Source organism: Myroides sp. A21, from assembly GCF_000807225.1.
In the GTDB taxonomy this organism is placed as follows: Bacteria; Bacteroidota; Bacteroidia; order Flavobacteriales; family Flavobacteriaceae; genus Flavobacterium; species Flavobacterium odoratimimum.
This window is the reverse complement of record NZ_CP010327.1, coordinates 1,488,532-1,512,318: the sequence shown is the minus strand read 5'-3', so window position 1 is coordinate 1,512,318 and position 23,787 is coordinate 1,488,532. Positions and strand designations below refer to the sequence as shown.

The following is a 23,787-nucleotide window of genomic DNA, read 5'->3' as shown; positions in this document are numbered from 1 at the left end:
CTTGAGTTTTACAATTAATACAGATAAGAGTATATACTTCGCTTCTGATCAGCACTTCGGAGCTCCTACTCGAGAGAAAAGTCTTCCTAGAGAAGAGTTATTCTTACAGTGGCTACGCGAGAAAGAAGATGATATGGGCGCCTTATTCATACTAGGAGATTTATTTGACTTCTGGTTTGAGTACAAGACTGTAGTACCTAAAGGTTTTGTAAGAATACTTGGTAAGTTGGCTGAAATCAAAGATAGAGGCATTCCTGTTTTCTTCTTTGTAGGAAACCACGACTTATGGATGGATGACTATTTCCAGACAGAACTAGGAATACCAGTATATCACGAGCCTAAAGTGTTTGACATTAATGGTAAGAAGTTCTTTATCGGACATGGAGATGGACTAGGACCTGGAGATATGGGCTATAAGAGAATGAAGAAAGTCTTTACCAATCCTTTCTCTAAATGGCTGTTCAGATGGTTGCATCCAGACATCGGCGTTAGACTTGGTTCTTACCTATCTGTTAAGAATAAACTGATATCAGGTGATGAAGACATTAAATTCTTAGGAGAAGACAACGAATGGTTAATCCTATATGCTAAACGCAAATTAGAAACCACTCACTATGACTACTTCGTTTTTGGGCACCGTCATTTACCAATGATTATAGATCTAAATGATAAGTCTAAGTACATCAACCTAGGAGATTGGATTAACTACTTCACCTATGGTAAATACGATACTAGTCTACATCTAATAGAATATAAGAAAGAGCTTGCTGAAGCTAAACAATAACAAAAAACGCATACTGATCAGTATGCGTTTTTTGTTATCTCTTTTATTCTAAAAAGGCTTCTCTAATATCCACTCACAGTGCGTAAAGTAATTCCAACCTACAGCTCCTAAGTCTACTTTAGGATCTACGAATTGGCTTAAATCACGTTGATTAATTGATACATAACTTTCAGCATATACTGCCACGTCCTCTCCTTTTACTTCATATTCTTTTTTGATATATTGTGCCATCTGCCAGATCATATCTGGAGAAGATAGGCGAGCCATCTGTTTATTAGTTAGCACATCTTCTATATCGTAATACTTTCTATCCCCTGTCTTTTTATTTTCTACTATATAATTCGTATAACCACTCCTTGACCTAAGCATCATACGCCAGCTAAGGCGATGAGCTTCATCAGTCCATAACACATCTCCCTTGATAAAATAATGTCTTAGAGGAAGCACTAATTGTACAAACATAAATGCCAATAAGAAATACTTCACTTGAGGTGAGAAGTGTCTAGCTACAACTTGTTCCTCTTTTAAAGTATCCTCATCTAAAGGAGTTTTCTTCTTAAAGAACCAACTTCTTACTTGCTCTGGTTCATAGAAGAACACAGCAAAACTCAATGCAAAATAAGGGAATATACCGATATGTAAGGTGATAGAATTAAACAAGTGAAATACCAATGAGGCTATCACAGCTAAAGTACGCGTGCGTTTATACAACAATAAGAACACTACTAGTCCATCAAATATAATCCCTAAATAAGCAATAGAGACATAGAACCAATCCTGTGTAAATACTTGCTTAAACACATCAGGAATATTAGCTCCTTGATACATCAACTTTGTAAACGTACCATCTAACCAATCTGGATAGAACTTAGCCACAGTACCATAGATATAAAGCATGAATACCTGAAAGATAAATAGCCAAGAGATGTAATAAGGCATGGAGTATTCTTCTGTTACTCTATTGCTTTTTACATCAAGAGAAGCATATCGATTAGCGGGTACGAAGCACATATACACACAAATCACTAATAGCATATAGTAGTGATTATTATAAGATGTCTTCTGTATAAAATAAGCACCTGCCCATAATATCGTTAGTAGTGGCATAGTCCACTTATATCGATACCCAAGCATAATAGCCACTGACACACAGCCCATCACAAAAAAGTAGGCATACATCTGAGGTCCTACTAGCACCTGCAGAAAGTCCATATAGATATGGGAGAATGTAATCTTTACATCGACTAGGTTATCTCTTACCCAACCTGTAGCAATCGCACCGAATGACTCACAAGCGAATAAGAAACCAAAGAATATTCGAAAGATAATTAACGGAGAATTATCTATCTGACGGTACAGTTTTTCCTTCATAACGACTGAAGAACTCTCGAGTCACGCGTTCGTCATCTTTTAACTTCGCGATTAACTCATCAAGTCCACTAAATTTTAATTCATCTCTTATTCTGTCTAAGATACGAACTTTTAACTTTTGGTCGTATAAATCACCATCCCAATCTAAATAATTTACTTCTATCGTATAAGGATGGTCTGCAAAGGTAGGGTTAATACCCACACTCATCATTCCCATCACTTTCGCTCCATTTAACTCAGATTCTACCACATACACACCGTTCTCAGGAATCAATTTATAATCTTCGTCCACAACAATATTCGCTGTAGGAAAACCTAACTTACGGCCTAATTTCTTACCGTGTACTACTGTACCAGAGAAATAGTACTCATACCCTAAGAACTCATTCGCCAACATCATATTACCGTCTTCTTCTAGAGCAACGCGTATCTTAGTAGAACTAATAGAGACATGATCTATTTCTTGAGCAGAGATCTCCTCTACTTCAAAGCCATATTTCTCACCGAATGCCTTTAAATCATGAATATCAGCAGTTCTATTTTTTCCGAAGCGATGATCATAGCCTATAATTATTTTAGAGATATTAAATTTATCTACTAATACCAGCTTTACGAACTCTTCTGCTGATAACTGAGCGAACTCTAAGTCAAACTTTTGAATGACTAGATTATCTAATTCTAATCCTTTTAAAAGCTCTTTCTTCTCTTCTATAGTATTCAGTAATCGAATACTGTTATCCTGCTTTAAAACCATGCGAGGATGAGGAAAGAAGGTCAACACCAAACTCTCGCCACCATTAGCTTTAGCAGAATCAACAAGCTTTTTGATAATCATCTGATGTCCTACGTGTACTCCATCAAAAGTACCTAATGTAGCAACTACTTTTTTATCGCAATTAAAATCAGCTATAGAAGAAAATGTTTTCAATTTTTAAAGTTTATATCAGTTACATTACTATTTTTGTGCCCCTTTATTCCCAATGACTGGGTAGAGAACAAAACTGCGTAAAAATACGTCATTTTTATAAATGCCTCTTTATAAAATGACTATAATCTAACGCCTTTTAACAAAATTCAATATGCCTAACACTAGATTTTTAAAAGCCTTAACTTTATTTATTATCACTCTTATTGTTTCTTTTTCGGTTAATGCCCAAGTGAAAATAATGACTTGGAATTTACTTAATGTAGGAAAGAGTAAATCACAAGAGAATATAGAATACATCGCCAAAACGATTAAACAAACAGACATCATAGCTATACAAGAGGTTGTTACTAACCCTACAGGCGCACAGGCTATTGCTAAGATACACGAAGAACTAAACAGATCATCAGGAGCCAAATGGGACTATGCGATAAGCGATCCTACTGTTAGTTCACCATATCGCTCAGAACGCTATGCTTACCTATGGAGAACTAGTAAAGTCAAGCTGAAAGGCAAACCTTTTCTTGAACCTACTTATCAAGAGGAAATAGAAAGAGAGCCTTATATGGCTACATTTATTTATAAAGGAAAAGAAATAACGATAAGTAGTTTACACGCACTACCAACTAAACATCAGCCTGAGAAAGAAATCAAGTACCTCAAATTCTTTCCCGAACACTATCCTGAACACAACCTTATCTTCTTAGGTGATTTTAACTTAAGTGAAAGCCACAGCGTATTTAATCCCTTAAAGAAACAAGGGTATCTACCTAGCTTCTCTACACAGAAGACGAGCCTTAGACAGAAATGCCTTAAAGGTGACTGTCTAGCATCAGAGTATGATAATATCTTTTATCACCCTGATAAGAATGAACTTATCAGTGCTAAGCCTATCTACTTCTTTGAAGACTTTGAAGAAATTAGCATAGCAAGAAAAGTATCTGATCACATCCCATTACTCATCACGTTGAATATATTATAACCCAAAAGACCTCTTTAGCAGAGGTCTTTTTTATTATCTTCTATTCATATAGATCATTACATAGTACAGTAGCGTACCTAGTGAACTTATCGCAGCCACTACATACGTACGAGCTGCCCATTTCAACGAATCTTTAGCTCCTGCATATTCTCCTTGAGTCACTATATTCTTCGCTTGTAACCACTTTAACGCACGATTACTCGCATCGTACTCTACAGGTAACGTTACAAAAGAGAATATCGTCGTCATCGCAAACAAAATAATCCCGATTAATAACAACTGCGGAAATGTATTAATCATTAACACACCTCCTAATAATACCCACGTCACTATATTAGACGAAAAGCTAACAATAGGAACTAACTTAGAGCGCATAGTCAGCCAGTGATATGCCTCAGCATGCTGTACAGCGTGTCCTACCTCATGGGCAGCAACAGCAGCCGCAGCAGCATTGCGCTCATTATACACAGCCTCACTTAAGTTGACTGTTTTATCCATTGGGTTATAGTGATCGGTTAGCCTACCTGGAGTAGAAATAACTCTTACGTCTCTGATCCCATGATCAAACAACATCTTCTGTGCTATCTCCGCACCACTCATCCCATTCTGAAGTTGTACTTTAGAATATTTCTCAAATTTACTTTTTAAGCGATAACCTACTAACCAACTAGCACCCATTATCGCAATCATAAAAATCCAAATCATACTTAGACGTTTTTCTTTTTTAATTAAATCTACAAATTATAAGCCAAACTAAAAATAAGACATTTTGACATAAAAAAAGGGTTACATCACTGTAACCCTCTCTTATTAACTATATTTTATACTATTTAAGTTTCTTTTTAACCTCTACTTCTTGGAAAGCTTCGATTACGTCATACTCCTTAATGTCGTTGTAGTTTTTAATCTGAATACCACAATCATATCCTTTAGAAACTTCTTTAACGTCATCTTTGAAACGTTTAAGAGCAGTTAACTCTCCAGTGTAGATTACTACACCTTCACGGATTAAGCGGATTCTAGAGCTACGGAATATCTTACCATCTGTAACCATACATCCAGCGATAGTTCCCACTTTAGAAATTTTGAACAACTCACGGATCTCAGCAGTACCAGTAACCTCTTCTTTAAGCTCTGGAGATAACATACCTTCCATTGCATCTTTAAGGTCATCGATAGCAGCATAGATGATAGAGTAGTTACGGATATCAATCTCTTCTTTATCAGCTAATACTTTAGCAGATGCCATAGGACGAACGTTAAATCCGATAATGATCGCGTCAGAAGCAGATGCTAACAATACGTCAGATTCTGTAATCGCACCAACTCCTTTATGGATAATGTTGATTTGAATTTCTTCTGTAGATAATTTAGAGAATGAATCAGATAATGCCTCAACAGAACCATCCACGTCCCCTTTTAAGATAATGTTCAATTCTTTGAAATCTCCTAATGCGATACGACGTCCAATCTCTGCTAACGTAATGTGACGTTGAGCACGTACAGATTGTTCACGGATCAGCTGAGTACGTTTAGATGCAATTTGTTTTGCTTCTTTTTCTTCTTCGAATACGTTGAATTTATCACCCGCAGTTGGCGCACCATCAAGACCTAATACAGAGATTGGAGTTGAAGGACCAGCTACTTTAATAGACTTACCACGTTCATCGTGCATAGCACGTACTTTACCATGGTTACATCCTGCTAATAAATAATCTCCTACACGAAGAGTACCAGCTTGTACTAATACAGTAGATACATATCCTCTACCTTTATCTAAGAATGCCTCTACTACAGTACCTACTGCTAACTTATCTGGGTTAGCTTTCAGTTCTAACATTTCAGCTTCTAATAATACTTTTTCAAGTAATTCAGTCATACCAATACCTTGTTTAGCAGAGATATCTTGAGATTGGTAAGTACCACCCCATTCTTCTACTAGCAAGTTCATTGATGCTAACTTTTCTTTAATCTTATCAGGGTTAGCCGTTGGCTTATCTACCTTATTGATCGCGAAGATAATAGGTACACCTGCCGCCTGAGCGTGGCTAATAGCCTCTTTCGTTTGTGGCATGATGTCATCATCCGCAGCGATTACGATAATAACGATATCCGTTACTTGCGCACCACGTGCACGCATCGCAGTAAACGCCTCGTGACCTGGTGTATCTAAGAAAGTAATCTTTTGACCATTTTCTAAAGTTACCCCATACGCACCGATGTGCTGCGTAATACCTCCTGACTCACCAGCGATAACGTTAGCTTTACGAACGTAGTCAAGTAACGATGTCTTACCGTGGTCAACGTGTCCCATTACAGTAACGATAGGAGCACGAGATTTTAAATCTTCTGGTCTATCTGGAGCCTCTTCGATAGCCTCTTCAATAGCTGCAGTAGTAAAGTCTACTTCGTATCCGAACTCATCAGCCACGATAGTCAATGTCTCAGCATCTAGACGTTGATTCATTGTTACCATGATACCTAATGACATACATGTACCGATAACTTTAGTAATAGGCACATCCATCATAGTAGCGATCTCACCTACAGTAACGAACTCAGTAACTTTTAATATTTTACTTCCAGCTTCTAATGCTTTTTGTTCGTCATCCGTTTTCTTACGGTGTACATCACGTTTATCACGACGGTATTTAGCAGATTTAGACTTATTACCTTTACCTTGAAGACGTTCTAGCGTCTCCTTGATTTGGTTTTTAACTTCTTCTTCTGTTGGCTCAGCCTTAACTACAGGAGCTTGTTGGTTACGTCTTTGGTTTCTATTACCAAATTTGTTTCCACCAGCATTGTTATTATTGTTGTTATTTCTTTGCCCGCCACCTTGGTTTCTGTTATTGTTGTTGTTATTACCACCATTAGCATTATTGCTATTGTTATTAGTAGTATTACCACCTTCAGCAGTACCTGGTTTAGCTATACGTTTTCTCTTATTCTTATTAGCGGCATTACCAGCACCTGGTTTCGCATTGTTACCAGCGTTGTTACCACCTTTTTTAGGCTCTTCTTTTTTCTTTTTAGGCTTATCGAATTGAGATAAATCGATAGTCTGTCCAGTAAAAGTAGTACCAGAAAGTTTTTGATAATTAGTTTTAATCATCTCCTCTCCTGCGTTTTCTTCTGTCTTAGCAGCCTCTTCCGCTTTGTTAGACTCTGCTTTTTTAGAATCCACTTTGTTAGATGAAGCATCCTTACTTCCTGCTACAGATTCTTTCTGTTTTGGTTTTTCCACCTCTTTTTTAGCTTCCACTTGTTTATTTGAGTTCGTTACTTTAGATGCTTCCTTATCAACTACAGGTTTAGCGACAGTCTCTTTCTTATCCTCTATAACCTCATTAGCTTGTTTTTGCTTACTCTCTTTAGCAGGAGCTTTGGCATCTTTTTCAAAAGATTTATTTTCTTTATTAGAATCGTCTGAAGAAGCTTTAGTTTTTTTAGGCTCAAGATCGATTTTACCCACAGTTTTGATAGCTGCAATTTCTTCAGCTTTAGCTCGGATAATTTCTTGTTCACGCTTAATACGTGCTTCCTCTTGTTTTTTCTTCTCCTCTAATTCTTTATCACGCTCAATTTTCAAGGCCTCTTTCTCTTTCTTTTTCTCTTCACTTACTTCAATAGATGCCTCTTTCTTACCTTTATCAGCAGAAAATTGTTTACACAAAACACTATATTCTTGATCAGAAATTTTAGCATTAGGTGTTGCGTCGATATCGAAACCTTTTCCTTTTAAAAAGTCAACGGCTCTATCGAGAGAAATATTCAATTCCCTTAAAACTTTATTAATTCTTATTGCTCTTTCTTCAGACATATTATCCTTTTAGTGTATTAAATGTGTTGTGTTGTTAACTTGTAATTAATCCTCGAATTCTTCTTTCAAGATTCTAAGTACATTCTCAATTGTTTCATCTTCAAGATCAGTACGTTTCATTAACTCTTCAACACTTAGGCTTAAAACGCTCTTAGCCGTATCTAAACCGATTCTTGCAAATTCTTCAATTACCCACTCGTCGATTTCGTCTTTGAACTCTTTTAATTCTACGTCATCGTCTTCTGGGTTTAATTCACGCATAACATCAATATCATATCCAGTCAACATACCAGCTAATTTGATGTTTTGTCCACCACGTCCTATCGCACGTGATACCTCTTCTAGAGCTAAATAAACATTTGCTTTTTTAGTCTCTTCATTCAGAACTACCTTATTTACGTTAGCAGGTGCTAAAGCACGCTTAACGAATAATTCTGTATTATTAGTAAAATTAATTACATCTATATTCTCATTTCCTAATTCGCGAACGATACCATGGATACGAGATCCTTTCATACCTACACACGCTCCTACTGGATCGATACGATCATCAAAAGTATCTACTGCCACTTTTGCTTTTTCTCCAGGGATACGTACCACTTTCTTAATCGTGATATGTCCATCAGCGATCTCAGGAATTTCTTGCTCGAATAATCTTTCTAAGAACTCAGTAGCAGTTCTAGACATGATGATTTGAGGTTTAGATCCTTTTAATTCTACTGCTTCGATGATTCCTTTTACAGTATCACCTTTTCTAAAGAAGTCAGATGGAATCTGTTTATCTTTTGGTAAAACGATTTCATTTCCTTCCTCATCCATCAAAATTACAACTTTTGGGCGGATGTGGTGCACTTCTGCTGAATAAACTTCTCCAATAATATCTTTGAACTGTTTGTATAAAGTAGTATTATCGTGCTCAGTCACTTTAGAGTTTAAGTTTTGGCGCAATGCTAAAATAGCACGTCTTCCTAACTCCTCTAATTTAACCTCTTCTGAAACTTCTTCTCCTACTTCAAAATCTGGTTCGATCTTGCGTGCTTGAGATAATGAAATTTCATAGTTATCATTCTCTACTTCCCCATCATTTACTACTACACGGTTTCTGAATATCTGGCAATCTCCTTTATCTGGGTTAACAATGATATCAAAGTTATCATCATTACCAAATCTTTTTTTCAATGCATTTCTAAATACATCTTCTAAGATGGCCATCAGCGTTACACGCTCAATATCTTTTTCGTCTTTAAATTCTGAGAATGAATCTACTAAATCTCTATTCTCCATGTGCTTTTTTTATTTTAAAATGAAATTATAACATTCGCTTCTTTAATATTCTCAAAAGGAATCACAGCTTCTTTCTCTACTGTCACCTTCCCTTTTCCTACAGGTTTAGGCTCTCTAGCCTTCCACTTTAGGACAATCTGATTATCGATCACATTATCTAGAGTAGCCTCGTATTTCTCTTGATCTAGCGTCACCACTTTTAGCTTTCTACCAATGTTCTTATGGTATTGACGAAGTAATTTTAAAGGTGCTGTTGCACCTGCTGATGCTACCTCTAGTGAGAAATCCTGCTCTTCTCTATCTAAATTATGCTCTATAGCTCTACTAAAATTTATACAATCTTGTAATGTCACACCTTCATCACCATCTATAGTTAGAGTGATTTTATTGTCAGCAGACACCGTAAAATCTATAATAAATATAGATGTATGCTCTTCTAAAGCCTTATCTATTAATTCTTGTACTTTACTTTTTAATGTCATATGCTATAAAAAGAGGGGACTACTTTGTCCCCTCATTATTTAACTTTTTTAATAAATAACTGTGCAAAGATATTAATTTTTTTATTACAAATAAAACTTTTGCCTATTGATAATTATATTCTTAACTTTAAATCATGTAATTAAATCGAAATAAAACAACAAATATCACTATGAAAAAAATACTAGTCCCAACAGATTTTTCTACGCAAGCTTATAACGCTATCAAGGTAGCTGCTTGTATAGCTAAAAAAGGAGATGCAGAAATACTACTATTACACATCTTGGACTTGCCACAACAAGGAAATGATAGTATCAATAAAGGTACTCCTGCTCCTGAAGTAATGTTCTTCAAGAACGCTGCTGAAGAGAAACTTAGAGAATTAGCCCTATCTGACCTATTCGAAGGCATTAAGGTATCTACTAGTCTTATCCTAGACAGAACGGCTTATGGCGTGACTAAGACAGCAGAGACGAATAAAGCAGACCTTATCGTAATGGGATCTCATGGAGCGAGCGGAGCGAAAGAATACTTCGTAGGTTCTAATACTCAGAAAGTAGTAAGAACATCTGACGCACCTGTATTAGTAATTAAAGGAGAAGGGGATGACTTCAACGTGAATGATCTTGTATTCGCTTCTGACTTTACTGATAATATGAAAGAACCTTTTAAAAAGATTCTACGTCTACACCAGATGTTCGACACGAAATTACACCTACTGATGGTAAACACCCCTAATAGCTTTAAACCTACTCATGTAGCAGAACAAGTATTAGAAGACTTCTTAGAAGACATCACAGATACAGAATACGACTTATCTATCTATAATGATCTAACAGTAGAAAAAGGAATCCTTAACTTCTCTAAGAAAACGAATGCAGACCTAATCACGATCGCTACACATGGACGTACAGGGTTAGCTCATTTCTTCAACGGAAGTATCAGTGAAGATTTAGTAAATCACTCACCTATCTCAGTATTGACTATCAAGATAGACTAAGTACTATCCTTATATAATATAAAAAGCTGATTGCTATTCGCAATCAGCTTTTTTATTTCTCCTATTCTATTCATTTACTCTCTTCTTTGCTTTTAGTTCCTAGCAGATTCCTTCGACTATCCTTGCACATTTCTTCGAGAAAACCCCTCTCTGGGCAAGCAAACTCGAAGAAAACCCCTAGAATACCCGAAGAACCCCAAGCCCAAACACAATATACCTCTATAAATCAATACTCTGTAAAAAACTCAGTCCTTCATAATAAAACAAAAAGAGCAACCAAAGTCATAAACTCCATATCTAGTCAAAAAGAGCGGAAAGAAAATAAAAAAACAGCCTTATTCAACAACTGTAACCTTAGAGAACAACTCTTAATCCAAGATACTAATACTAAAAAAGGCGAATATCATGAGAACATTCGCCTTTTATTATATGCTAATAGCTACTGCTATATAAATAATCTATTTTATTATCTCGATATGACTTTCTGATACTTTAGCTATCGGTAGATAGTGTTTCTTCCCTTCTACTAACAGACATAGGTAGATATTATCTATAGAGATCACATATCCTTCTAGACCATCGATACGCACTAGCTGTCCTAACTCTAGATTCTTACGAGCGTAAAAAGAGAACAATAGTCTAGTCACAACATCTTTAGCCCCTAATCCTAATGATAAAGCTACAGTCAATAGGATAGCCCCTACGATAATAGAGATATTATTAGTAATAATATCTGTGTTTATACCCATCTGATTCAATGTAGTAATAAACACAAAAACCAAGATTAGATAGAATAAGATATTACCTATCATACGTGCTCCACTGAAGTCAACAGCCTTTAACACTTCCACAATAGCTTTCTTTACCCATGTAGCAAAATACAATCCTCCTACGAAGATCAGTAGTGCTACAAACACTTTAGGAATATACAACATCAGGTTTCCAATCTCACGAGAGACAATAGCTAGACCAAATAACTCAGCTCCTACTACTACCATTAAGAAGATTAAAAACACCTTTACAAAGAAGATTAAGATATCAGACACACTGATCTTGATATTCACCTTATTCAAAAAGTCATTTTCGCTTAATAGATTTTGTATTTTCTCTAAGCGAATAACCTTAAACAGCTTCTTTAAGACATAAGAACATACCTTAATTATTAACCAAGAAATTAAAATATAGCCTACTAAAAAAACAAATCCTATCAATCCTTGTAATAACGAGCTCATTACAGAGTTAATCATTTGACTAGGATACTCAAAGTTATAACGTTCCATCATCCTTACTATTTTTAATTTTATTGATTATTTCATTTTCTTTTTTCACATCTTTTTCTCCTATCAGGCTACCTAATGCCTGAGGAACCTTAACAGTATAAAGTTCTGACACATCTAGTGATAACTTAATAAAGTTGAGATTATCTATTACCCTATCTTTTAAGTAATCTGGTAATTTTTCGTCCTGAAGAATTTTTTTAAACGGATTATCCATAATTACAACGAGTTATAAATTTCAACAATTTTTTTCTTAGCCCTGTGGAGTCGCATTTTCACCGCACTCTCTCCTAAATCCAACAGGGTGGAAATCTCCTTAATAGACTTGTCATCCTGATATTTCATCAACAAAACAATCTTGTCCTCCGGATCCAACCTTACTAATGACTCTTGTAACCTATCGACACTCAATGAGAATATCTCCTCATCCGAAATCTCGTCTTCTACAGATAATGCGTATTGATTCTCATCATCCAATGTTTCTTCATTTCTCTTCTTCTTAAGAACTAACCTAGAATAATTGACACAATGATTATACGCAAAAGAATACAACCATGTAGAAAATTTAGAATCACCTCTAAAGTTCTTTAGGTTTAAATACAACTTCACAAAAATATCTTGTGTAAGATCTTCTGCCACATCCCTAGACTCAGCAAAACCAATACACTTCGCATAAACTTTCTGTGCGTACCGATCATAAAGTATCCCAAATAAGTTAGTATTGCTACTATGAACAATGAATTGTACTAACTCTTCATCCGTCATCGCAGCAAAATTACTATTTTGCGAATTAAACTTCATATACTTTTTTTTCAGGTGCAAAGTAAAGTCTTTTACACCAATAGTCCCATAAAAATACTAAATATTTACTACAAACTTCTCAATTGCACCAACTTAGCAACATACTTCCCAACAACATCAAACTCAAGATTAACCACGGTTCCGACTTGATAATGTTTAAAAATAGTATGCTCTAAAGTATATGGAATAATCGCAACTTTAAAAGTATTGATACCAGAGTCTACAACAGTCAGACTCGTGCCATCTATAGTAATAGACCCTTTCTCTATCGTCACATGCTGTGACGTCTTTTTATATTCAAACCCAAAATATGTACTACCTCCCACTTCTTCAATACTCACACAGGTAGCGATATGATCTACGTGTCCCTGTACGATATGCCCATCTAAGCGACCATTCATCAGCATAGCTCTTTCTAGATTTAGCTCCTGCCCTACTTGCCACTGTCCTATACTTGTCACATCTATCGTTTCTTTAATAGCAGTAACAGTATATTCAACATCTGCCAGTGCTACTACTGTCAAACAGATACCGTTATGTAAAACGCTCTGATCGATCTGTAACTCACTAGCAAATGCAGATTCTACTGTGATATGTAAGTTTTCTTGCTCTTTTTCTATTCTTTTGATATTTCCGATGTTTTCAACTATCCCTGTAAACATAACTCCATTTATTTTATTAAATTTGCTTTCAAAAGTAGGAATAATTTAGACGAAACTATGAGCCACAAAGAAGAAATTATAAAAGTAGGGATCTCTATCGGAGATCTAAATGGGATAGGTAGTGAAGTTATACTCAAATGTTTCGAAGACAGTAGAATGCTAGAAATCTGCACTCCTGTTATATTCGGAAATTCAAAGCCTCTATCATATATAAAAAAAACGATTGATAATAATACACCAATACAAGGAATAGACAATCTAAATCAAATTGTCCCAAATAGATTAAACGTACTAAATCTATGGAAAGAAAACGTTAATATTTCATTTGGTAAAAATGACCCCATCGTTGGAAAATATGCTATCAAATCATTTGTTGCAGCAACTGAAGCTCTAAAAAATGGAGAGATAGATGTACTTATAACAGCTCCTATCAATAAATATAATAGCGTAGACGAAGAGTTTAAGTACCCTGGACACACTGATTATCTAAACGAGCAATTAGAAGGTCAGGCTCTTATGCTACTAGTAAGTGAAGATCTAAAAATAGGATTACTAACAGATCATTTACCAATACAAGATGTAGCGAAAGCAATCACTCCTGAATTAATCGAACAAAAAGTAAAAACGATAAACGATACTTTAATTCAAGATTTCAATATATTTAAACCACGCATTGCTATCTTAGGATTAAACCCACACGCTGGTGACGGCGGTGTTATAGGTAATGAAGAATTAACAATCATAAAACCGACAGTAGAAAAACTTAATGATGAAGGTATTCTAATTTCAGGCCCATTTCCTGCAGATGGTTTTTTCGGATCAGGAACACACAAACACTTTGATGCAGTGATAGCGTGCTACCACGATCAAGGTTTAGCCCCTTTCAAAGCACTTTCTTTCGGTCATGGTGTGAACTATACTGCTGGTCTAGATAAGATTAGAACTTCTCCTGACCACGGAACTGCTTATGAAATAGCTGGAAAAGGCATTGCAGACGAAACTTCTTTTAAAGAAGCACTATATCTAGCTATTGATATTTATAACAATAGAAGTAGAAATATCGAAGCAGCAGCAAACCCTTTACAGCCTCAAGAAAAAGATTTTAGCACAAAAAAATTTGATAACTAGCTTGTAATTATAATAATTTTTTATCTTTGCACGCTCAAATCATGTATTCCATGAATATTGAAAAAGACTTTTTAATACCTTTTACAGGATTAAAAAACGGAAAGCATTCGTTTGATTTTAAGGTAGATGACCGTTTTTTCGAAAACTACAACTACAGTGATTTCAATCATATTAATGCTGATATAAACGTTCTTTTAGACAAGAAAATTAATCTATTTGAGTTACACTTCACTGCAAAAGGTATAGCAAATGTACCTTGTGATGTGACAAACCAAGATTTTAACATGCCAGTAGAGAGTGAAATTGATTTGGTAGTTAAATTTGGAGATTCATTTAATGATGATCACGACGAGATATTAATCATCCCATATACTGAACATCAAATAAATGTAGCTCAATATATATATGAAATGATCGTTCTAGCTATACCACAAAAAAGGGTTCATCCTGGAGTAAAAGATGGAACATTAGATTCTGCAGCATTAGATTACTTAGGTTACGTTAATGAAGAGGATGAAGACGAATTTGACAGTCTATTCGATGATGAAGATGACGAAATCTTCGACTTAATAGACGACCTAGAATATGATGATGTAGAAGAGGAAGAAGAAAATACAAATAAAGATATTGACCCTAGATGGGCAGAATTAAAGAAACTATTAACGGATAAATAATATAGTAAAATGGCACATCCTAAGAGAAAAACCTCGAAAACAAGAAGAGATAAGAGAAGAACTCATTACAAAGCTGTAGCTCCAACAATCGCTACATGTCCTGTAACAGGAGAAGCTCACTTATATCACAGAGCTTACTGGCATGAAGGAAAAATGTACTACAGAGGGCAAGTTGTAATCGACAAAACAGCTGAAGTAGAGGCATAACTTTAGACAAAGTACAAATTAACTCTCACAATGTGTGAGAGTTTTTTTTTGGTATATAGCCCAAAAAACGTACTTTACGCCTCCAAAGAACCGTTAATTCGTTTTTTTTTTGTAATTTTCGCTTCTTTTTGGAATGTTTTTATAAAGTAAAGCAACACCATATGACAAAAATACACGCAGCCATTACAGCGATCGGATGCTACCTACCAGAGACTAAGTTAACCAATACAGACTTAGAGACGATGGTAGATACAAACGACGAATGGATAACTAGCCGTACAGGAATTAAAGAAAGAAGAATTCTTAAAGAACCTGGTGAAGGAGCTTCTTATATGGCTATCAAAGCCGCAGAAGATTTATTACGCAAATCAGGCACAGATCCTAAAGATATCGATTGTATAATCTTATCAACAGCGACACCTGATATGCCTGTAGCTTCTACAGGAGTTTATGTTGCAACAAAAATTGGAGCAACGAATGCATTTTCATTTGATTTACAAGCAGCTTGTTCTAGCTTTTTATATGGTATGTCAGTAGCTTCTGCATATATCGAATCAGGTAGATATAAAAAAGTATTGTTGATCGGATCAGACAAGATGTCTTCAATCATCGATTATACAGATCGTGCAACTTGTATTATCTTCGGAGATGCTGCTGGAGCAGTATTATTCGAGCCTAACACAGAAGGCTATGGAGTACAAGATGAATACTTAAGAAGCGACGGTGTTGGCCGTGAGTTCTTAAAAATCGAAGCAGGTGGATCTATCTTACCTGCAAGTGCAGAAACTGTTGCAAACAAACAACACTATGTATTCCAAGATGGAAAAACAGTATTTAAATATGCTGTATCAAACATGGCTGATGTAAGTGAAAAAGTTATGCAACGAAACAATCTTTCTCATGAAGATGTGACTTGGTTAGCTGCACACCAAGCGAACAAACGAATCATTGATGCTACAGCTCACAGAATGGGCTTAGATGACTCAAAGGTATTAATGAATATCGAAAGATACGGAAATACAACGTCTGCCACTTTACCATTACTACTTTGCGATTATGAAAAACAACTTAAAAAGGGTGATAATATTATTTTTGCTACTTTTGGAGGTGGTTTCACGTGGGGTGCAATGTACTTAAAGTGGGCGTACACAGCGAAATAAAAACAACTAACCAATACATTAGGTATGGACATTAAAGAGATTCAAAACTTAATTAAATTTGTAGCAAAATCAGGAGCTACAGAAGTAAAATTAGAAATGGATGATTTTAAAATCACCATTAAAACAACTGAAACAGGTAATACTGAAACTACTTACATCCAACAAGTACCAGTAGCTTCTGCTTTATCTCAAACTCCTGTTGCTCAACAAGCTGCAACTCCAGCTGCACCAGCTGCTGCTGCAACTGAAACTGCAGCTAACGAAGATTCTAAATACATCACTGTAAAATCTCCAATCATTGGAACATTCTATAGAAAACCAGCTCCAGACAAAGAACCATTTGCTGAAGTAGGAAAAACTATTAAAGCAGGAGATGTAGTATGTGTAATTGAAGCAATGAAATTATTCAACGAAATCGAATCTGAAATTTCTGGTAAAATCGTTAAAGTATTAGTTGACGATGCTTCTCCAGTAGAATTTGATCAACCATTATTCTTAGTTGATCCATCTTAAGAAATTTATAACACACCAATTTTTACTTTCTAACGAAGTAAACTCACTAAAGTTAAATTAAAGTTTCAAGAGATGTTTAAAAAAATATTAATCGCTAATAGAGGTGAAATTGCCTTACGTGTTATCAGAACATGTAAAGAAATGGGCATTAAAACTGTAGCAGTTTACTCTACTGCGGATGCAGATAGTTTACACGTTCGTTTTGCGGATGAAGCTGTTTGTATTGGACCTGCTCCAAGTAACTTATCGTATTTAAAGATTTCAAACATAATAGCTGCTGCTGAAATTACAAACGCAGATGCTATACACCCTGGTTACGGTTTCTTATCAGAAAACGCTAAATTTTCTAAAATCTGTCAAGAGCACGGTGTGAAGTTCATCGGTGCTGGACCAGAGATGATTGAAAAAATGGGAGATAAAGCTACAGCTAAGGAAACAATGAAATTAGCTGGAGTACCTACTGTACCAGGTTCTGACGGATTACTAGAATCATTAGAACACGCTAAAAAAACAGCTAAAGCTATCGGTTACCCAGTAATGATGAAAGCTACTGCTGGTGGTGGTGGTAAAGGTATGCGTGAAATCTTCAAAGAAGAAGAGCTAGACAGAGCATGGGAAAGTGCTCGTCAAGAAGCTTCTGCAGCTTTCGGTAACGATGGTATGTACATGGAGAAACTAATCCTTGACCCACGCCACATCGAGATCCAAGTAGTAGGAGACTCTTATGGTAAAGCATGTCACCTTTCTGAGCGTGACTGTTCTATCCAAAGACGTCACCAAAAACTAACAGAAGAAACACCTTCTCCATTCATGACAGATGAATTGAGACACAAAATGGGTGAAGCTGCTGTAAAAGCTGCTGAATTCATTAAATACGAAGGTGCTGGTACTATCGAATTCTTAGTAGACAGAGACAGAAACTTCTACTTCATGGAAATGAATACTCGTATCCAAGTAGAACACCCTATCACTGAACAAGTAATCGATTATGACTTAATCAGAGAGCAAATTTTAGTTGCAGCAGGTACACCAATTTCTGGTAAAAACTACTTGCCTAAAATGCACTCAATAGAATGTCGTATCAATGCAGAGGATCCATTCAATGACTTCCGCCCATCTCCAGGGAAGATTACAACTCTTCACACACCTGGTGGACACGGTGTACGTCTAGACACTCACGTGTACTCTGGATACTCTATTCCTCCTAATTATGACTCAATGATTGCTAAGTTAATTACAACTGCTCAAACAAGAGAAGAAGCAATTAACAAGATGAGAAGAGCATTAGACGAGTTCGTAATCGAAGGAATCAAAACGACTATTCCATTCCATAGACAATTAATGGATGATCCAAACTATATCGCTGGTAATTATACAACAGCATTTATGGAAAGTTTCACAATGAAACCATTAGAGGATTAATCTACATCAGATATCTCAAAGGGCTATTCTTAACTGAATAGCCCTTTTTGTTTTTAATTATGCCCTATCGCATCACCACAAAAAGCAAATACTACAAGAAGTAACACAAACTATTCGAAATATATTATAGAATTGAAAATAAAAATCTCCTCATCAATTAAATAAACATTAATTTTTAAAAAAAAATCAAAAAAAACTAAACTTAGTTCGAAACAAACATTATATTTGAACATAATTTTATTTATTTCAATACAATGCATACAGGCGTAATTAAGTTCTTCAATGAAGACAAAGGATTTGGCTTTATCACAAATGAAGCTACTAAACAAGACATTTTTGTTCACATCACAGGTTTAAAAACTAAAAGCATTAACCAAGGTGACCGCGTTTCTTATACTGAAGAAAAAGGTAAAAAAGGTTTAATCGCTGTAGATGTAGAAGTGATAGGAAATTAATTTTTTACAATATAAATTTTCAATTACGAAGAAGCTATTCATTTCAAAAATGGATAGCTTTTTTTATTACCTAGCATTCTATTTATAATTAATCCAAATACATATTAAGCCATTAGAGTCAAACTAGGCAACACCTAGAGTACCAAAGCTTTGTAAAACGAGAACTCAAATGTATATTTGTATGTTGTATTAATATAAATACTTTAGATATGCAGGCAAGTCAACTTGATTTCATCCCAATCTTAATGCAAATAGCACTAGCTGCTGGGTTTGTATCCATGACAATTTGGGTTTCTAGTAAATTAGGTCCCAAAAAATCTTCTAAAATTAAAGACAGTACATGGGAATGTGGATTAGAGTCACTAGGTAGTGCACGTATCCCATTCAATGTAAAATACTTCCTTGTAGCAATACTATTCGTATTATTTGATGTAGAGGTAATCTTCTTATACCCTTGGGCAGTTAACTTCCAAGAGTTCGGTTGGGACGGTTTAATGAAAATGGGAATTTTCTTATTCCTAATCATAATCGGATTACTATATGAATTCAAGAAAAAAGGACTAGAGTGGGATTAATAAAATAGATAGAGATGAGCGATAAAAAATATAATACAGTAGAAGCTCCGGAAGGATATGTAGGAGAAGGATTCTTTGCTACTAAATTAAGTTCAGTAGTTGGATTAGCACGTGCTAATTCAATGTGGCCTCTACCTTTCGCAACTTCTTGTTGTGGAATTGAATTCATGGCAACAATGGCAGCTACGTATGACGTAGCTCGTTTTGGTTCTGAGCGTATGAGTTTCTCTCCTAGACAAGCAGATATGCTAATGGTTATGGGAACTATTTCTAAAAAAATGGCTCCTATCTTAAGACAAGTATATGAACAGATGGCTGAACCAAAATGGGTTATTGCTGTTGGAGCTTGTGCTTGTTCTGGCGGGATTTTTGATACTTACTCTGTACTACAGGGAATAGATAAAGTAATCCCAGTAGACGTTTATGTACCAGGGTGCCCTCCTAGACCAGAACAAATTCTAGATGGTGTACTAAGACTACAAGAAATTGTAAAATCTGAATCTGTTAATCGCAGAGGTACGAAAGAATATGATGAATTATTAAATTCTTACAACATAAACAAATAGTATGGCATTAGATAATACTACATTACAAAAAAGGCTAATTGAAACATTTGGTATGTCAGTTAGTGAATTTCATGAACAACATGGAATGTTGTCTTTTGAAGTTGCAACTAATGCTTCGCACGATGTTCTTAAGTTTTTAAAAGAAGATAGTGAGATGAACTTTAACTTCCTTACAGATATTTGCGGAGTTCATTATGCTGACTTACCTTCGGAACGTCAATTAGCGGTGGTATACCACATGCACAACTGGACAGATAATATTAGAGTTCGTTTTAAAACCTTCTTAGATATCAAAAACCCAGTTGTAGAGTCTGCTACAGATTTGTTTAAAAGTGCAAACTGGCAAGAAAGAGAAACATATGATTTTTATGGGATTATCTTTAAGAATCATCCTCAATTGAAGAGAATATTAAATATGGACCAGATGGAATCTTTCCCATTAAGAAAAGAGTTCCCAATGGAAGATGCAGGTAGAACAGACAAAGATGATAGATTCTTTGGTAGAACGGTTCATAATTCTTAATACTTAAAGGAACGAGACTATGTCAGATTTATTATTACCTCCTGAGCAACGATATGCTAAACTTATTGAAGAGAAATTTCAAGAAGACGGGACAGAATTACAGATATTAAACTTAGGACCTACACACCCTGCTACACACGGTATCTTTCAGAATATCATCTTACTAGATGGAGAGAAAGTACTAGATGGAGAAGGAACAGTAGGATATATACATAGAGCATTTGAGAAAATAGCTGAGAACAGACCTTTTTATCAAATCAACGTATTAACAGATCGTCTAAACTATTGTTCTTCACCAATCAACAATACTGCTTGGTGGTTAACTGTAGAAAAGGCATTAGGTATTGAAATCCCTAAAAGAGTTCAATATTTAAGAGTTATCGTAATGGAATTGGCTCGTATAGCTGACCACATTATCTGTAGCTCAGTAATGGGGGTAGATACAGGAGCTCTTACAGGGTTCTTATATGTATTCCAGTACAGAGAAAAAATATACGAAATATTCGAAGAAATTAGTGGTGCACGTTTAACTACTAATATGGGAAGAATCGGAGGATTTGAGAGAGAGTGGTCTCCAAAGGTATTCCAACTAATCGAAGAATTCTTAAGAGAATTCCCTGCAATCTGGTCTGAATTTGAAGGGTTACTTACGCGTAACAGAATCTTTATGGACAGAACAATAGGTGTAGGTGGAATCTCTGCTGAAGAAGCTATTAACTTCGGATTCACAGGTCCTAACTTAAGAGCGGCAGGAGTTGACTATGACGTACGTATTGCTTCACCATATTGCTCTTACGAAGACTTTGACTTTGATATTCCAGTTGGTACAAGTGGTGACTGTTACGACAGATTCTGCGTTCGTAATGCTGAAGTATGGGAAAGTTTAAAAATCATCAGACAAGCATTAGACAAAATGCCTGAAGGTCCATACCATGCAGATGTACCAGATTATTACCTTCCTCCAAAAGAAGATGTTTATACTAATATGGAAGCACTTATCTACCACTTTAAAATAATCATGGGAGAAGTACCTGTGCCAGTTACAGAACTATACAATCCTGTAGAAGGTGGTAATGGAGAATTAGGTTTCTACTTAATCACTGATGGTAGTAGAACTCCTTATCGTTTACACTTTAGAAGACCTTGTTTTATCATCTATCAAGCATATAATGACATCGTAAGAGGTGGTATGCTATCAGATGCTATTATTACACTGTCAAGTTTAAATATTATCGCAGGAGAATTAGACGCTTAAGATTATGGAAGTTAAAAAATACAAACAAAACATAAATATCACACCAGAGTTGCAACAACGCATTGATGAGTTGATTAGCCACTACCCTGCTGATAAAAGAAAGTCAGCGCTATTACCAGTCTTACATGAGGTACAAGATGCTCATGACAACTGGTTAAGTGCAGAACTAATGGACAAAGTCGCTGAAATGCTAAACATAACTCCTATCGAAGTATACGAGGTAGTTACATTCTATACAATGTACAACCAAAAACCAGTAGGTAAGTATATGTTCGAATTCTGCTTAACATCTTGTTGTGGAATTAGAGGTGCTGATGATATGATGGAATACGCTTGTGAAAAGCTAGGCATAAAACCAGGAGAAACAACTCCTGATGGAATGTTCTCTATAGCAGGTGTTCAATGTTTAGGTGCTTGTGGATATGCTCCAATGATGCAATTAGGAGATTTCTATAAAGAGCACTTGACAAAAGAAAAAATAGATCAAATCATAGAAGATTGTAAAGCTGGTAAAGTAATTCTTCACGACAAATAGTAATATGGCAACAAAAATATTATTAGATAAAATCAATATCCCAGGGATTAAGTCTTATGAAGTATACCGTCAAAATGGTGGTTATGCTTCTGTAGAGAAAGCTATAAAATCTATGACTCCTGATGAAATCACGGAAGAAGTAAAAGCTTCTGGTTTAAGAGGTCGTGGAGGTGCTGGATTCCCAGTAGGATTAAAATGGAGTTTCATCGATAAAAAGTCAGGCAAACCAAGACACTTAGTTTGTAATGCGGATGAATCTGAACCAGGTACTTTTAAAGACCGTTACTTAATGGAACATATTCCTCACTTATTAATAGAAGGAATGATTACATCAAGTTTCGCTTTAGGGGCTAACCTATCTTACATCTATATTCGTGGAGAATATATGTGGGTTTTTAAAATACTAGAAAGAGCTATAAAAGAAGCTTATGCTGCTGGATGGCTTGGTAAAAATATCTTAGGGTCAGACTATTCATTAGATCTACACGTACACTGTGGTGCAGGAGCCTATATCTGTGGAGAAGAAACTGCTCTTATCGAATCACTAGAAGGTAAAAGAGGTAATCCTCGTATCAAACCACCATTCCCTGCTGTAAGTGGACTATGGGGTAATCCTACAGTGGTAAATAACGTAGAATCTATTGCTAACGTTCCATGGATTGTAAACAACTCTGGAGAAGCGTATTCTAAATTAGGATTAGGGAGATCAGCTGGTACAAAACTTATTTCTGCTTCAGGACACATCAAAAAACCTGGAGTATACGAAATCGAAATGGGTATCACTGTTCATGAATTTATTAACTCAGAAGAATACTGTGGTGGTATGATAGATGATCGTCCTATCAAGGCACTAGTCCCTGGGGGATCTTCAGTACCAATCTTACCAGCGCATTTAATCTATAAAACAGCTAATGGTGAAGATCGTCTAATGACGTATGAATCGTTATCTGATGGAGGATTCGAAACAGGATCTATGTTGGGTTCTGGAGGATTCATCGTTTATAATGATACAGCTTGTATCGTTAGAAACACCTGGAACTTCGCTCGTTTCTATGCTCATGAAAGTTGTGGACAATGTTCTCCATGTCGTGAAGGTACAGGGTGGCTTGAAAAAGTATTACACCGTATAGAGACGGGTAACGGAACTATGGATGACATCGATTTATTATGGAGCATCCAGAGCAATATTGAAGGAAACACTATTTGTCCTTTAGGAGATGCTGCTGCATGGCCAGTAGCTGCAGCCATAAGACATTTTAGAGAAGAGTTTGAATATCACGTTTTATATCCAGAGAAAGTTAAAGATAGAAATCACTATGTGAATGAGCCTTTCTCAACAGTAAAACACTTGATCAATAAATAATATACGCTGACTAAATATTCAG

At 35.7% G+C, this 23,787-nt stretch carries 26 protein-coding genes; 16 read left to right on the top strand and 10 right to left on the bottom strand.

Annotation, left to right across the window (positions count from 1 at the left end):
- The first annotated feature begins 1 nt into the window (after nucleotide 1).
- The gene (locus tag MYRA21_RS06965; RefSeq protein ID WP_006257665.1) at nucleotides 2-784 is read left to right on the top strand and encodes a UDP-2,3-diacylglucosamine diphosphatase; all 783 of its coding nucleotides are present in this window, start codon (nucleotides 2-4) and stop codon (nucleotides 782-784) included.
- Between the two features lie 48 nt (nucleotides 785-832).
- On the opposite strand, the gene MYRA21_RS06960 is transcribed toward MYRA21_RS06965, so the two are convergent.
- Together MYRA21_RS06960 and MYRA21_RS06955 are read right to left on the bottom strand one after the other, a co-directional pair.
- The gene (locus MYRA21_RS06960) at nucleotides 833-2,155 is read right to left on the bottom strand and encodes an HTTM domain-containing protein (protein ID WP_039328762.1); all 1,323 of its coding nucleotides are present in this window, start codon (nucleotides 2,153-2,155) and stop codon (nucleotides 833-835) included.
- On the bottom strand, nucleotides 2,124-3,083 hold the full coding sequence (locus MYRA21_RS06955) for a bifunctional riboflavin kinase/FAD synthetase (protein WP_006257667.1): 960 nt from the start codon (nucleotides 3,081-3,083) through the stop codon (nucleotides 2,124-2,126). The genes MYRA21_RS06960 and MYRA21_RS06955 overlap by 32 nt, the downstream gene beginning before the upstream one ends.
- A gap of 151 nt (nucleotides 3,084-3,234) precedes the next feature.
- Here MYRA21_RS06955 and MYRA21_RS06950 point away from each other — a divergent pair, with 151 nt between their 5' ends.
- On the top strand, nucleotides 3,235-4,062 hold the full coding sequence (locus tag MYRA21_RS06950) for an endonuclease/exonuclease/phosphatase family protein (RefSeq protein ID WP_006260496.1): 828 nt from the start codon (nucleotides 3,235-3,237) through the stop codon (nucleotides 4,060-4,062).
- A gap of 33 nt (nucleotides 4,063-4,095) precedes the next feature.
- On the opposite strand, the gene MYRA21_RS06945 is transcribed toward MYRA21_RS06950, so the two are convergent.
- The 4 genes from MYRA21_RS06945 to rimP all read right to left on the bottom strand — a co-directional run bounded on the left by MYRA21_RS06945 (nucleotide 4,096) and on the right by rimP (nucleotide 9,651).
- Entirely contained in the window at nucleotides 4,096-4,767 is a 672-nt protein-coding gene (locus MYRA21_RS06945) for a zinc metallopeptidase (protein ID WP_006257669.1), read from the bottom strand.
- A 121-nt stretch (nucleotides 4,768-4,888) separates the two neighbouring features.
- Entirely contained in the window at nucleotides 4,889-7,885 is a 2,997-nt protein-coding gene (gene infB / locus MYRA21_RS06940) for a translation initiation factor IF-2 (RefSeq protein ID WP_006257670.1), read from the bottom strand.
- 45 nt (nucleotides 7,886-7,930) lie between these two features.
- Entirely contained in the window at nucleotides 7,931-9,169 is a 1,239-nt protein-coding gene (nusA, locus tag MYRA21_RS06935; RefSeq protein WP_006257671.1) for a transcription termination factor NusA, read from the bottom strand.
- A 14-nt stretch (nucleotides 9,170-9,183) separates the two neighbouring features.
- Nucleotides 9,184-9,651: a ribosome assembly cofactor RimP gene (gene rimP, locus MYRA21_RS06930; RefSeq protein WP_006257673.1), complete on the bottom strand. Its 468-nt coding sequence runs from the start codon at nucleotides 9,649-9,651 to the stop codon at nucleotides 9,184-9,186.
- A gap of 170 nt (nucleotides 9,652-9,821) precedes the next feature.
- On the opposite strand from rimP, the gene MYRA21_RS06925 reads away from it, so the two are divergent.
- The gene (locus MYRA21_RS06925) at nucleotides 9,822-10,649 is read left to right on the top strand and encodes a universal stress protein (RefSeq protein ID WP_006257674.1); all 828 of its coding nucleotides are present in this window, start codon (nucleotides 9,822-9,824) and stop codon (nucleotides 10,647-10,649) included.
- A gap of 458 nt (nucleotides 10,650-11,107) precedes the next feature.
- On the opposite strand, the gene MYRA21_RS06915 is transcribed toward MYRA21_RS06925, so the two are convergent.
- The 4 genes from MYRA21_RS06915 to MYRA21_RS06900 form a co-directional block, all read right to left on the bottom strand.
- On the bottom strand, nucleotides 11,108-11,932 hold the full coding sequence (locus MYRA21_RS06915; RefSeq protein WP_006260495.1) for a hypothetical protein: 825 nt from the start codon (nucleotides 11,930-11,932) through the stop codon (nucleotides 11,108-11,110).
- Entirely contained in the window at nucleotides 11,916-12,143 is a 228-nt protein-coding gene (locus MYRA21_RS06910) for a hypothetical protein (RefSeq protein WP_006257677.1), read from the bottom strand. Before MYRA21_RS06910 ends, MYRA21_RS06915 begins: the two co-directional genes overlap by 17 nt.
- Nucleotides 12,144-12,145: 2 nt before the next feature.
- On the bottom strand, nucleotides 12,146-12,727 hold the full coding sequence (locus MYRA21_RS06905; RefSeq protein WP_006257678.1) for an RNA polymerase sigma factor: 582 nt from the start codon (nucleotides 12,725-12,727) through the stop codon (nucleotides 12,146-12,148).
- A 68-nt stretch (nucleotides 12,728-12,795) separates the two neighbouring features.
- Nucleotides 12,796-13,389 carry a riboflavin synthase gene (locus MYRA21_RS06900; protein WP_006257681.1) on the bottom strand — a complete coding sequence of 198 codons (594 nt, stop codon included), beginning with the start codon at nucleotides 13,387-13,389 and terminating at the stop codon, nucleotides 12,796-12,798.
- A 57-nt stretch (nucleotides 13,390-13,446) separates the two neighbouring features.
- On the opposite strand from MYRA21_RS06900, the gene pdxA reads away from it, so the two are divergent.
- The 13 genes from pdxA (at nucleotide 13,447) to nuoF (ending at nucleotide 23,765) form a co-directional block, all read left to right on the top strand.
- Nucleotides 13,447-14,517, top strand: a complete 1,071-nt coding sequence (gene pdxA, locus MYRA21_RS06895; protein ID WP_006257682.1) for a 4-hydroxythreonine-4-phosphate dehydrogenase PdxA — start codon at nucleotides 13,447-13,449, stop codon at nucleotides 14,515-14,517.
- Between the two features lie 50 nt (nucleotides 14,518-14,567).
- Nucleotides 14,568-15,191: a DUF177 domain-containing protein gene (locus tag MYRA21_RS06890; RefSeq protein WP_039328758.1), complete on the top strand. Its 624-nt coding sequence runs from the start codon at nucleotides 14,568-14,570 to the stop codon at nucleotides 15,189-15,191.
- Nucleotides 15,192-15,200: 9 nt separating this feature from the next.
- Entirely contained in the window at nucleotides 15,201-15,398 is a 198-nt protein-coding gene (rpmF, locus tag MYRA21_RS06885; RefSeq protein ID WP_006257684.1) for a 50S ribosomal protein L32, read from the top strand.
- A 161-nt stretch (nucleotides 15,399-15,559) separates the two neighbouring features.
- Nucleotides 15,560-16,558, top strand: coding sequence for a beta-ketoacyl-ACP synthase III (locus MYRA21_RS06880; protein WP_006257685.1), 999 nt, complete (start codon nucleotides 15,560-15,562; stop codon nucleotides 16,556-16,558).
- A gap of 24 nt (nucleotides 16,559-16,582) precedes the next feature.
- Nucleotides 16,583-17,071, top strand: a complete 489-nt coding sequence (gene accB, locus MYRA21_RS06875; RefSeq protein WP_006257686.1) for an acetyl-CoA carboxylase biotin carboxyl carrier protein — start codon at nucleotides 16,583-16,585, stop codon at nucleotides 17,069-17,071.
- A gap of 72 nt (nucleotides 17,072-17,143) precedes the next feature.
- Nucleotides 17,144-18,493 (top strand): acetyl-CoA carboxylase biotin carboxylase subunit, encoded by a 1,350-nt coding sequence (gene accC, locus MYRA21_RS06870; protein ID WP_006257687.1) that lies wholly within the window; start codon nucleotides 17,144-17,146, stop codon nucleotides 18,491-18,493.
- A gap of 254 nt (nucleotides 18,494-18,747) precedes the next feature.
- Entirely contained in the window at nucleotides 18,748-18,948 is a 201-nt protein-coding gene (locus MYRA21_RS06865; RefSeq protein WP_006257689.1) for a cold-shock protein, read from the top strand.
- A gap of 209 nt (nucleotides 18,949-19,157) precedes the next feature.
- Nucleotides 19,158-19,523 carry an NADH-quinone oxidoreductase subunit A gene (locus MYRA21_RS06860; RefSeq protein ID WP_006257690.1) on the top strand — a complete coding sequence of 122 codons (366 nt, stop codon included), beginning with the start codon at nucleotides 19,158-19,160 and terminating at the stop codon, nucleotides 19,521-19,523.
- Between the two features lie 14 nt (nucleotides 19,524-19,537).
- Nucleotides 19,538-20,089 carry an NADH-quinone oxidoreductase subunit B gene (locus MYRA21_RS06855; RefSeq protein ID WP_006257691.1) on the top strand — a complete coding sequence of 184 codons (552 nt, stop codon included), beginning with the start codon at nucleotides 19,538-19,540 and terminating at the stop codon, nucleotides 20,087-20,089.
- Between the two features lies 1 nt (nucleotide 20,090).
- Entirely contained in the window at nucleotides 20,091-20,612 is a 522-nt protein-coding gene (locus MYRA21_RS06850) for an NADH-quinone oxidoreductase subunit C (protein WP_006257692.1), read from the top strand.
- Nucleotides 20,613-20,631: 19 nt separating this feature from the next.
- Entirely contained in the window at nucleotides 20,632-21,867 is a 1,236-nt protein-coding gene (locus tag MYRA21_RS06845) for an NADH-quinone oxidoreductase subunit D (protein WP_006257693.1), read from the top strand.
- Nucleotides 21,868-21,871: 4 nt separating this feature from the next.
- Complete coding sequence (gene nuoE, locus MYRA21_RS06840) at nucleotides 21,872-22,402, top strand: NAD(P)H-dependent oxidoreductase subunit E (RefSeq protein ID WP_006257694.1); 531 nt, start codon at nucleotides 21,872-21,874, stop codon at nucleotides 22,400-22,402.
- Between the two features lie 4 nt (nucleotides 22,403-22,406).
- On the top strand, nucleotides 22,407-23,765 hold the full coding sequence (gene nuoF / locus MYRA21_RS06835; RefSeq protein WP_006257695.1) for an NADH-quinone oxidoreductase subunit NuoF: 1,359 nt from the start codon (nucleotides 22,407-22,409) through the stop codon (nucleotides 23,763-23,765).
- The last annotated feature ends 22 nt before the right edge of the window (nucleotides 23,766-23,787 follow it).

What these genes read in the sequence shown, in the direction of transcription:
- MYRA21_RS06960 (WP_039328762.1), bottom strand. Translation starts at nt 2,155, where the DNA reads ATGAAGGAAAAACTGTACCGTCAGATAGATAATTCTCCGTTAATTATC.
- MYRA21_RS06950 (WP_006260496.1), top strand. Translation starts at nt 3,235, where the DNA reads ATGCCTAACACTAGATTTTTAAAAGCCTTAACTTTATTTATTATCACT.
- MYRA21_RS06945 (WP_006257669.1), bottom strand. Translation starts at nt 4,767, where the DNA reads ATGATTTGGATTTTTATGATTGCGATAATGGGTGCTAGTTGGTTAGTA.
- infB (WP_006257670.1), bottom strand. Translation starts at nt 7,885, where the DNA reads ATGTCTGAAGAAAGAGCAATAAGAATTAATAAAGTTTTAAGGGAATTG.
- nusA (WP_006257671.1), bottom strand. Translation starts at nt 9,169, where the DNA reads ATGGAGAATAGAGATTTAGTAGATTCATTCTCAGAATTTAAAGACGAA.
- rimP (WP_006257673.1), bottom strand. Translation starts at nt 9,651, where the DNA reads ATGACATTAAAAAGTAAAGTACAAGAATTAATAGATAAGGCTTTAGAA.
- MYRA21_RS06925 (WP_006257674.1), top strand. Translation starts at nt 9,822, where the DNA reads ATGAAAAAAATACTAGTCCCAACAGATTTTTCTACGCAAGCTTATAAC.
- MYRA21_RS06915 (WP_006260495.1), bottom strand. Translation starts at nt 11,932, where the DNA reads ATGATGGAACGTTATAACTTTGAGTATCCTAGTCAAATGATTAACTCT.
- MYRA21_RS06910 (WP_006257677.1), bottom strand. Translation starts at nt 12,143, where the DNA reads ATGGATAATCCGTTTAAAAAAATTCTTCAGGACGAAAAATTACCAGAT.
- MYRA21_RS06905 (WP_006257678.1), bottom strand. Translation starts at nt 12,727, where the DNA reads ATGAAGTTTAATTCGCAAAATAGTAATTTTGCTGCGATGACGGATGAA.
- MYRA21_RS06900 (WP_006257681.1), bottom strand. Translation starts at nt 13,389, where the DNA reads ATGTTTACAGGGATAGTTGAAAACATCGGAAATATCAAAAGAATAGAA.
- pdxA (WP_006257682.1), top strand. Translation starts at nt 13,447, where the DNA reads ATGAGCCACAAAGAAGAAATTATAAAAGTAGGGATCTCTATCGGAGAT.
- MYRA21_RS06890 (WP_039328758.1), top strand. Translation starts at nt 14,568, where the DNA reads ATGAATATTGAAAAAGACTTTTTAATACCTTTTACAGGATTAAAAAAC.
- rpmF (WP_006257684.1), top strand. Translation starts at nt 15,201, where the DNA reads ATGGCACATCCTAAGAGAAAAACCTCGAAAACAAGAAGAGATAAGAGA.
- MYRA21_RS06880 (WP_006257685.1), top strand. Translation starts at nt 15,560, where the DNA reads ATGACAAAAATACACGCAGCCATTACAGCGATCGGATGCTACCTACCA.
- accB (WP_006257686.1), top strand. Translation starts at nt 16,583, where the DNA reads ATGGACATTAAAGAGATTCAAAACTTAATTAAATTTGTAGCAAAATCA.
- accC (WP_006257687.1), top strand. Translation starts at nt 17,144, where the DNA reads ATGTTTAAAAAAATATTAATCGCTAATAGAGGTGAAATTGCCTTACGT.
- MYRA21_RS06865 (WP_006257689.1), top strand. Translation starts at nt 18,748, where the DNA reads ATGCATACAGGCGTAATTAAGTTCTTCAATGAAGACAAAGGATTTGGC.
- MYRA21_RS06860 (WP_006257690.1), top strand. Translation starts at nt 19,158, where the DNA reads ATGCAGGCAAGTCAACTTGATTTCATCCCAATCTTAATGCAAATAGCA.
- MYRA21_RS06855 (WP_006257691.1), top strand. Translation starts at nt 19,538, where the DNA reads ATGAGCGATAAAAAATATAATACAGTAGAAGCTCCGGAAGGATATGTA.
- MYRA21_RS06850 (WP_006257692.1), top strand. Translation starts at nt 20,091, where the DNA reads ATGGCATTAGATAATACTACATTACAAAAAAGGCTAATTGAAACATTT.
- MYRA21_RS06845 (WP_006257693.1), top strand. Translation starts at nt 20,632, where the DNA reads ATGTCAGATTTATTATTACCTCCTGAGCAACGATATGCTAAACTTATT.
- nuoE (WP_006257694.1), top strand. Translation starts at nt 21,872, where the DNA reads ATGGAAGTTAAAAAATACAAACAAAACATAAATATCACACCAGAGTTG.
- nuoF (WP_006257695.1), top strand. Translation starts at nt 22,407, where the DNA reads ATGGCAACAAAAATATTATTAGATAAAATCAATATCCCAGGGATTAAG.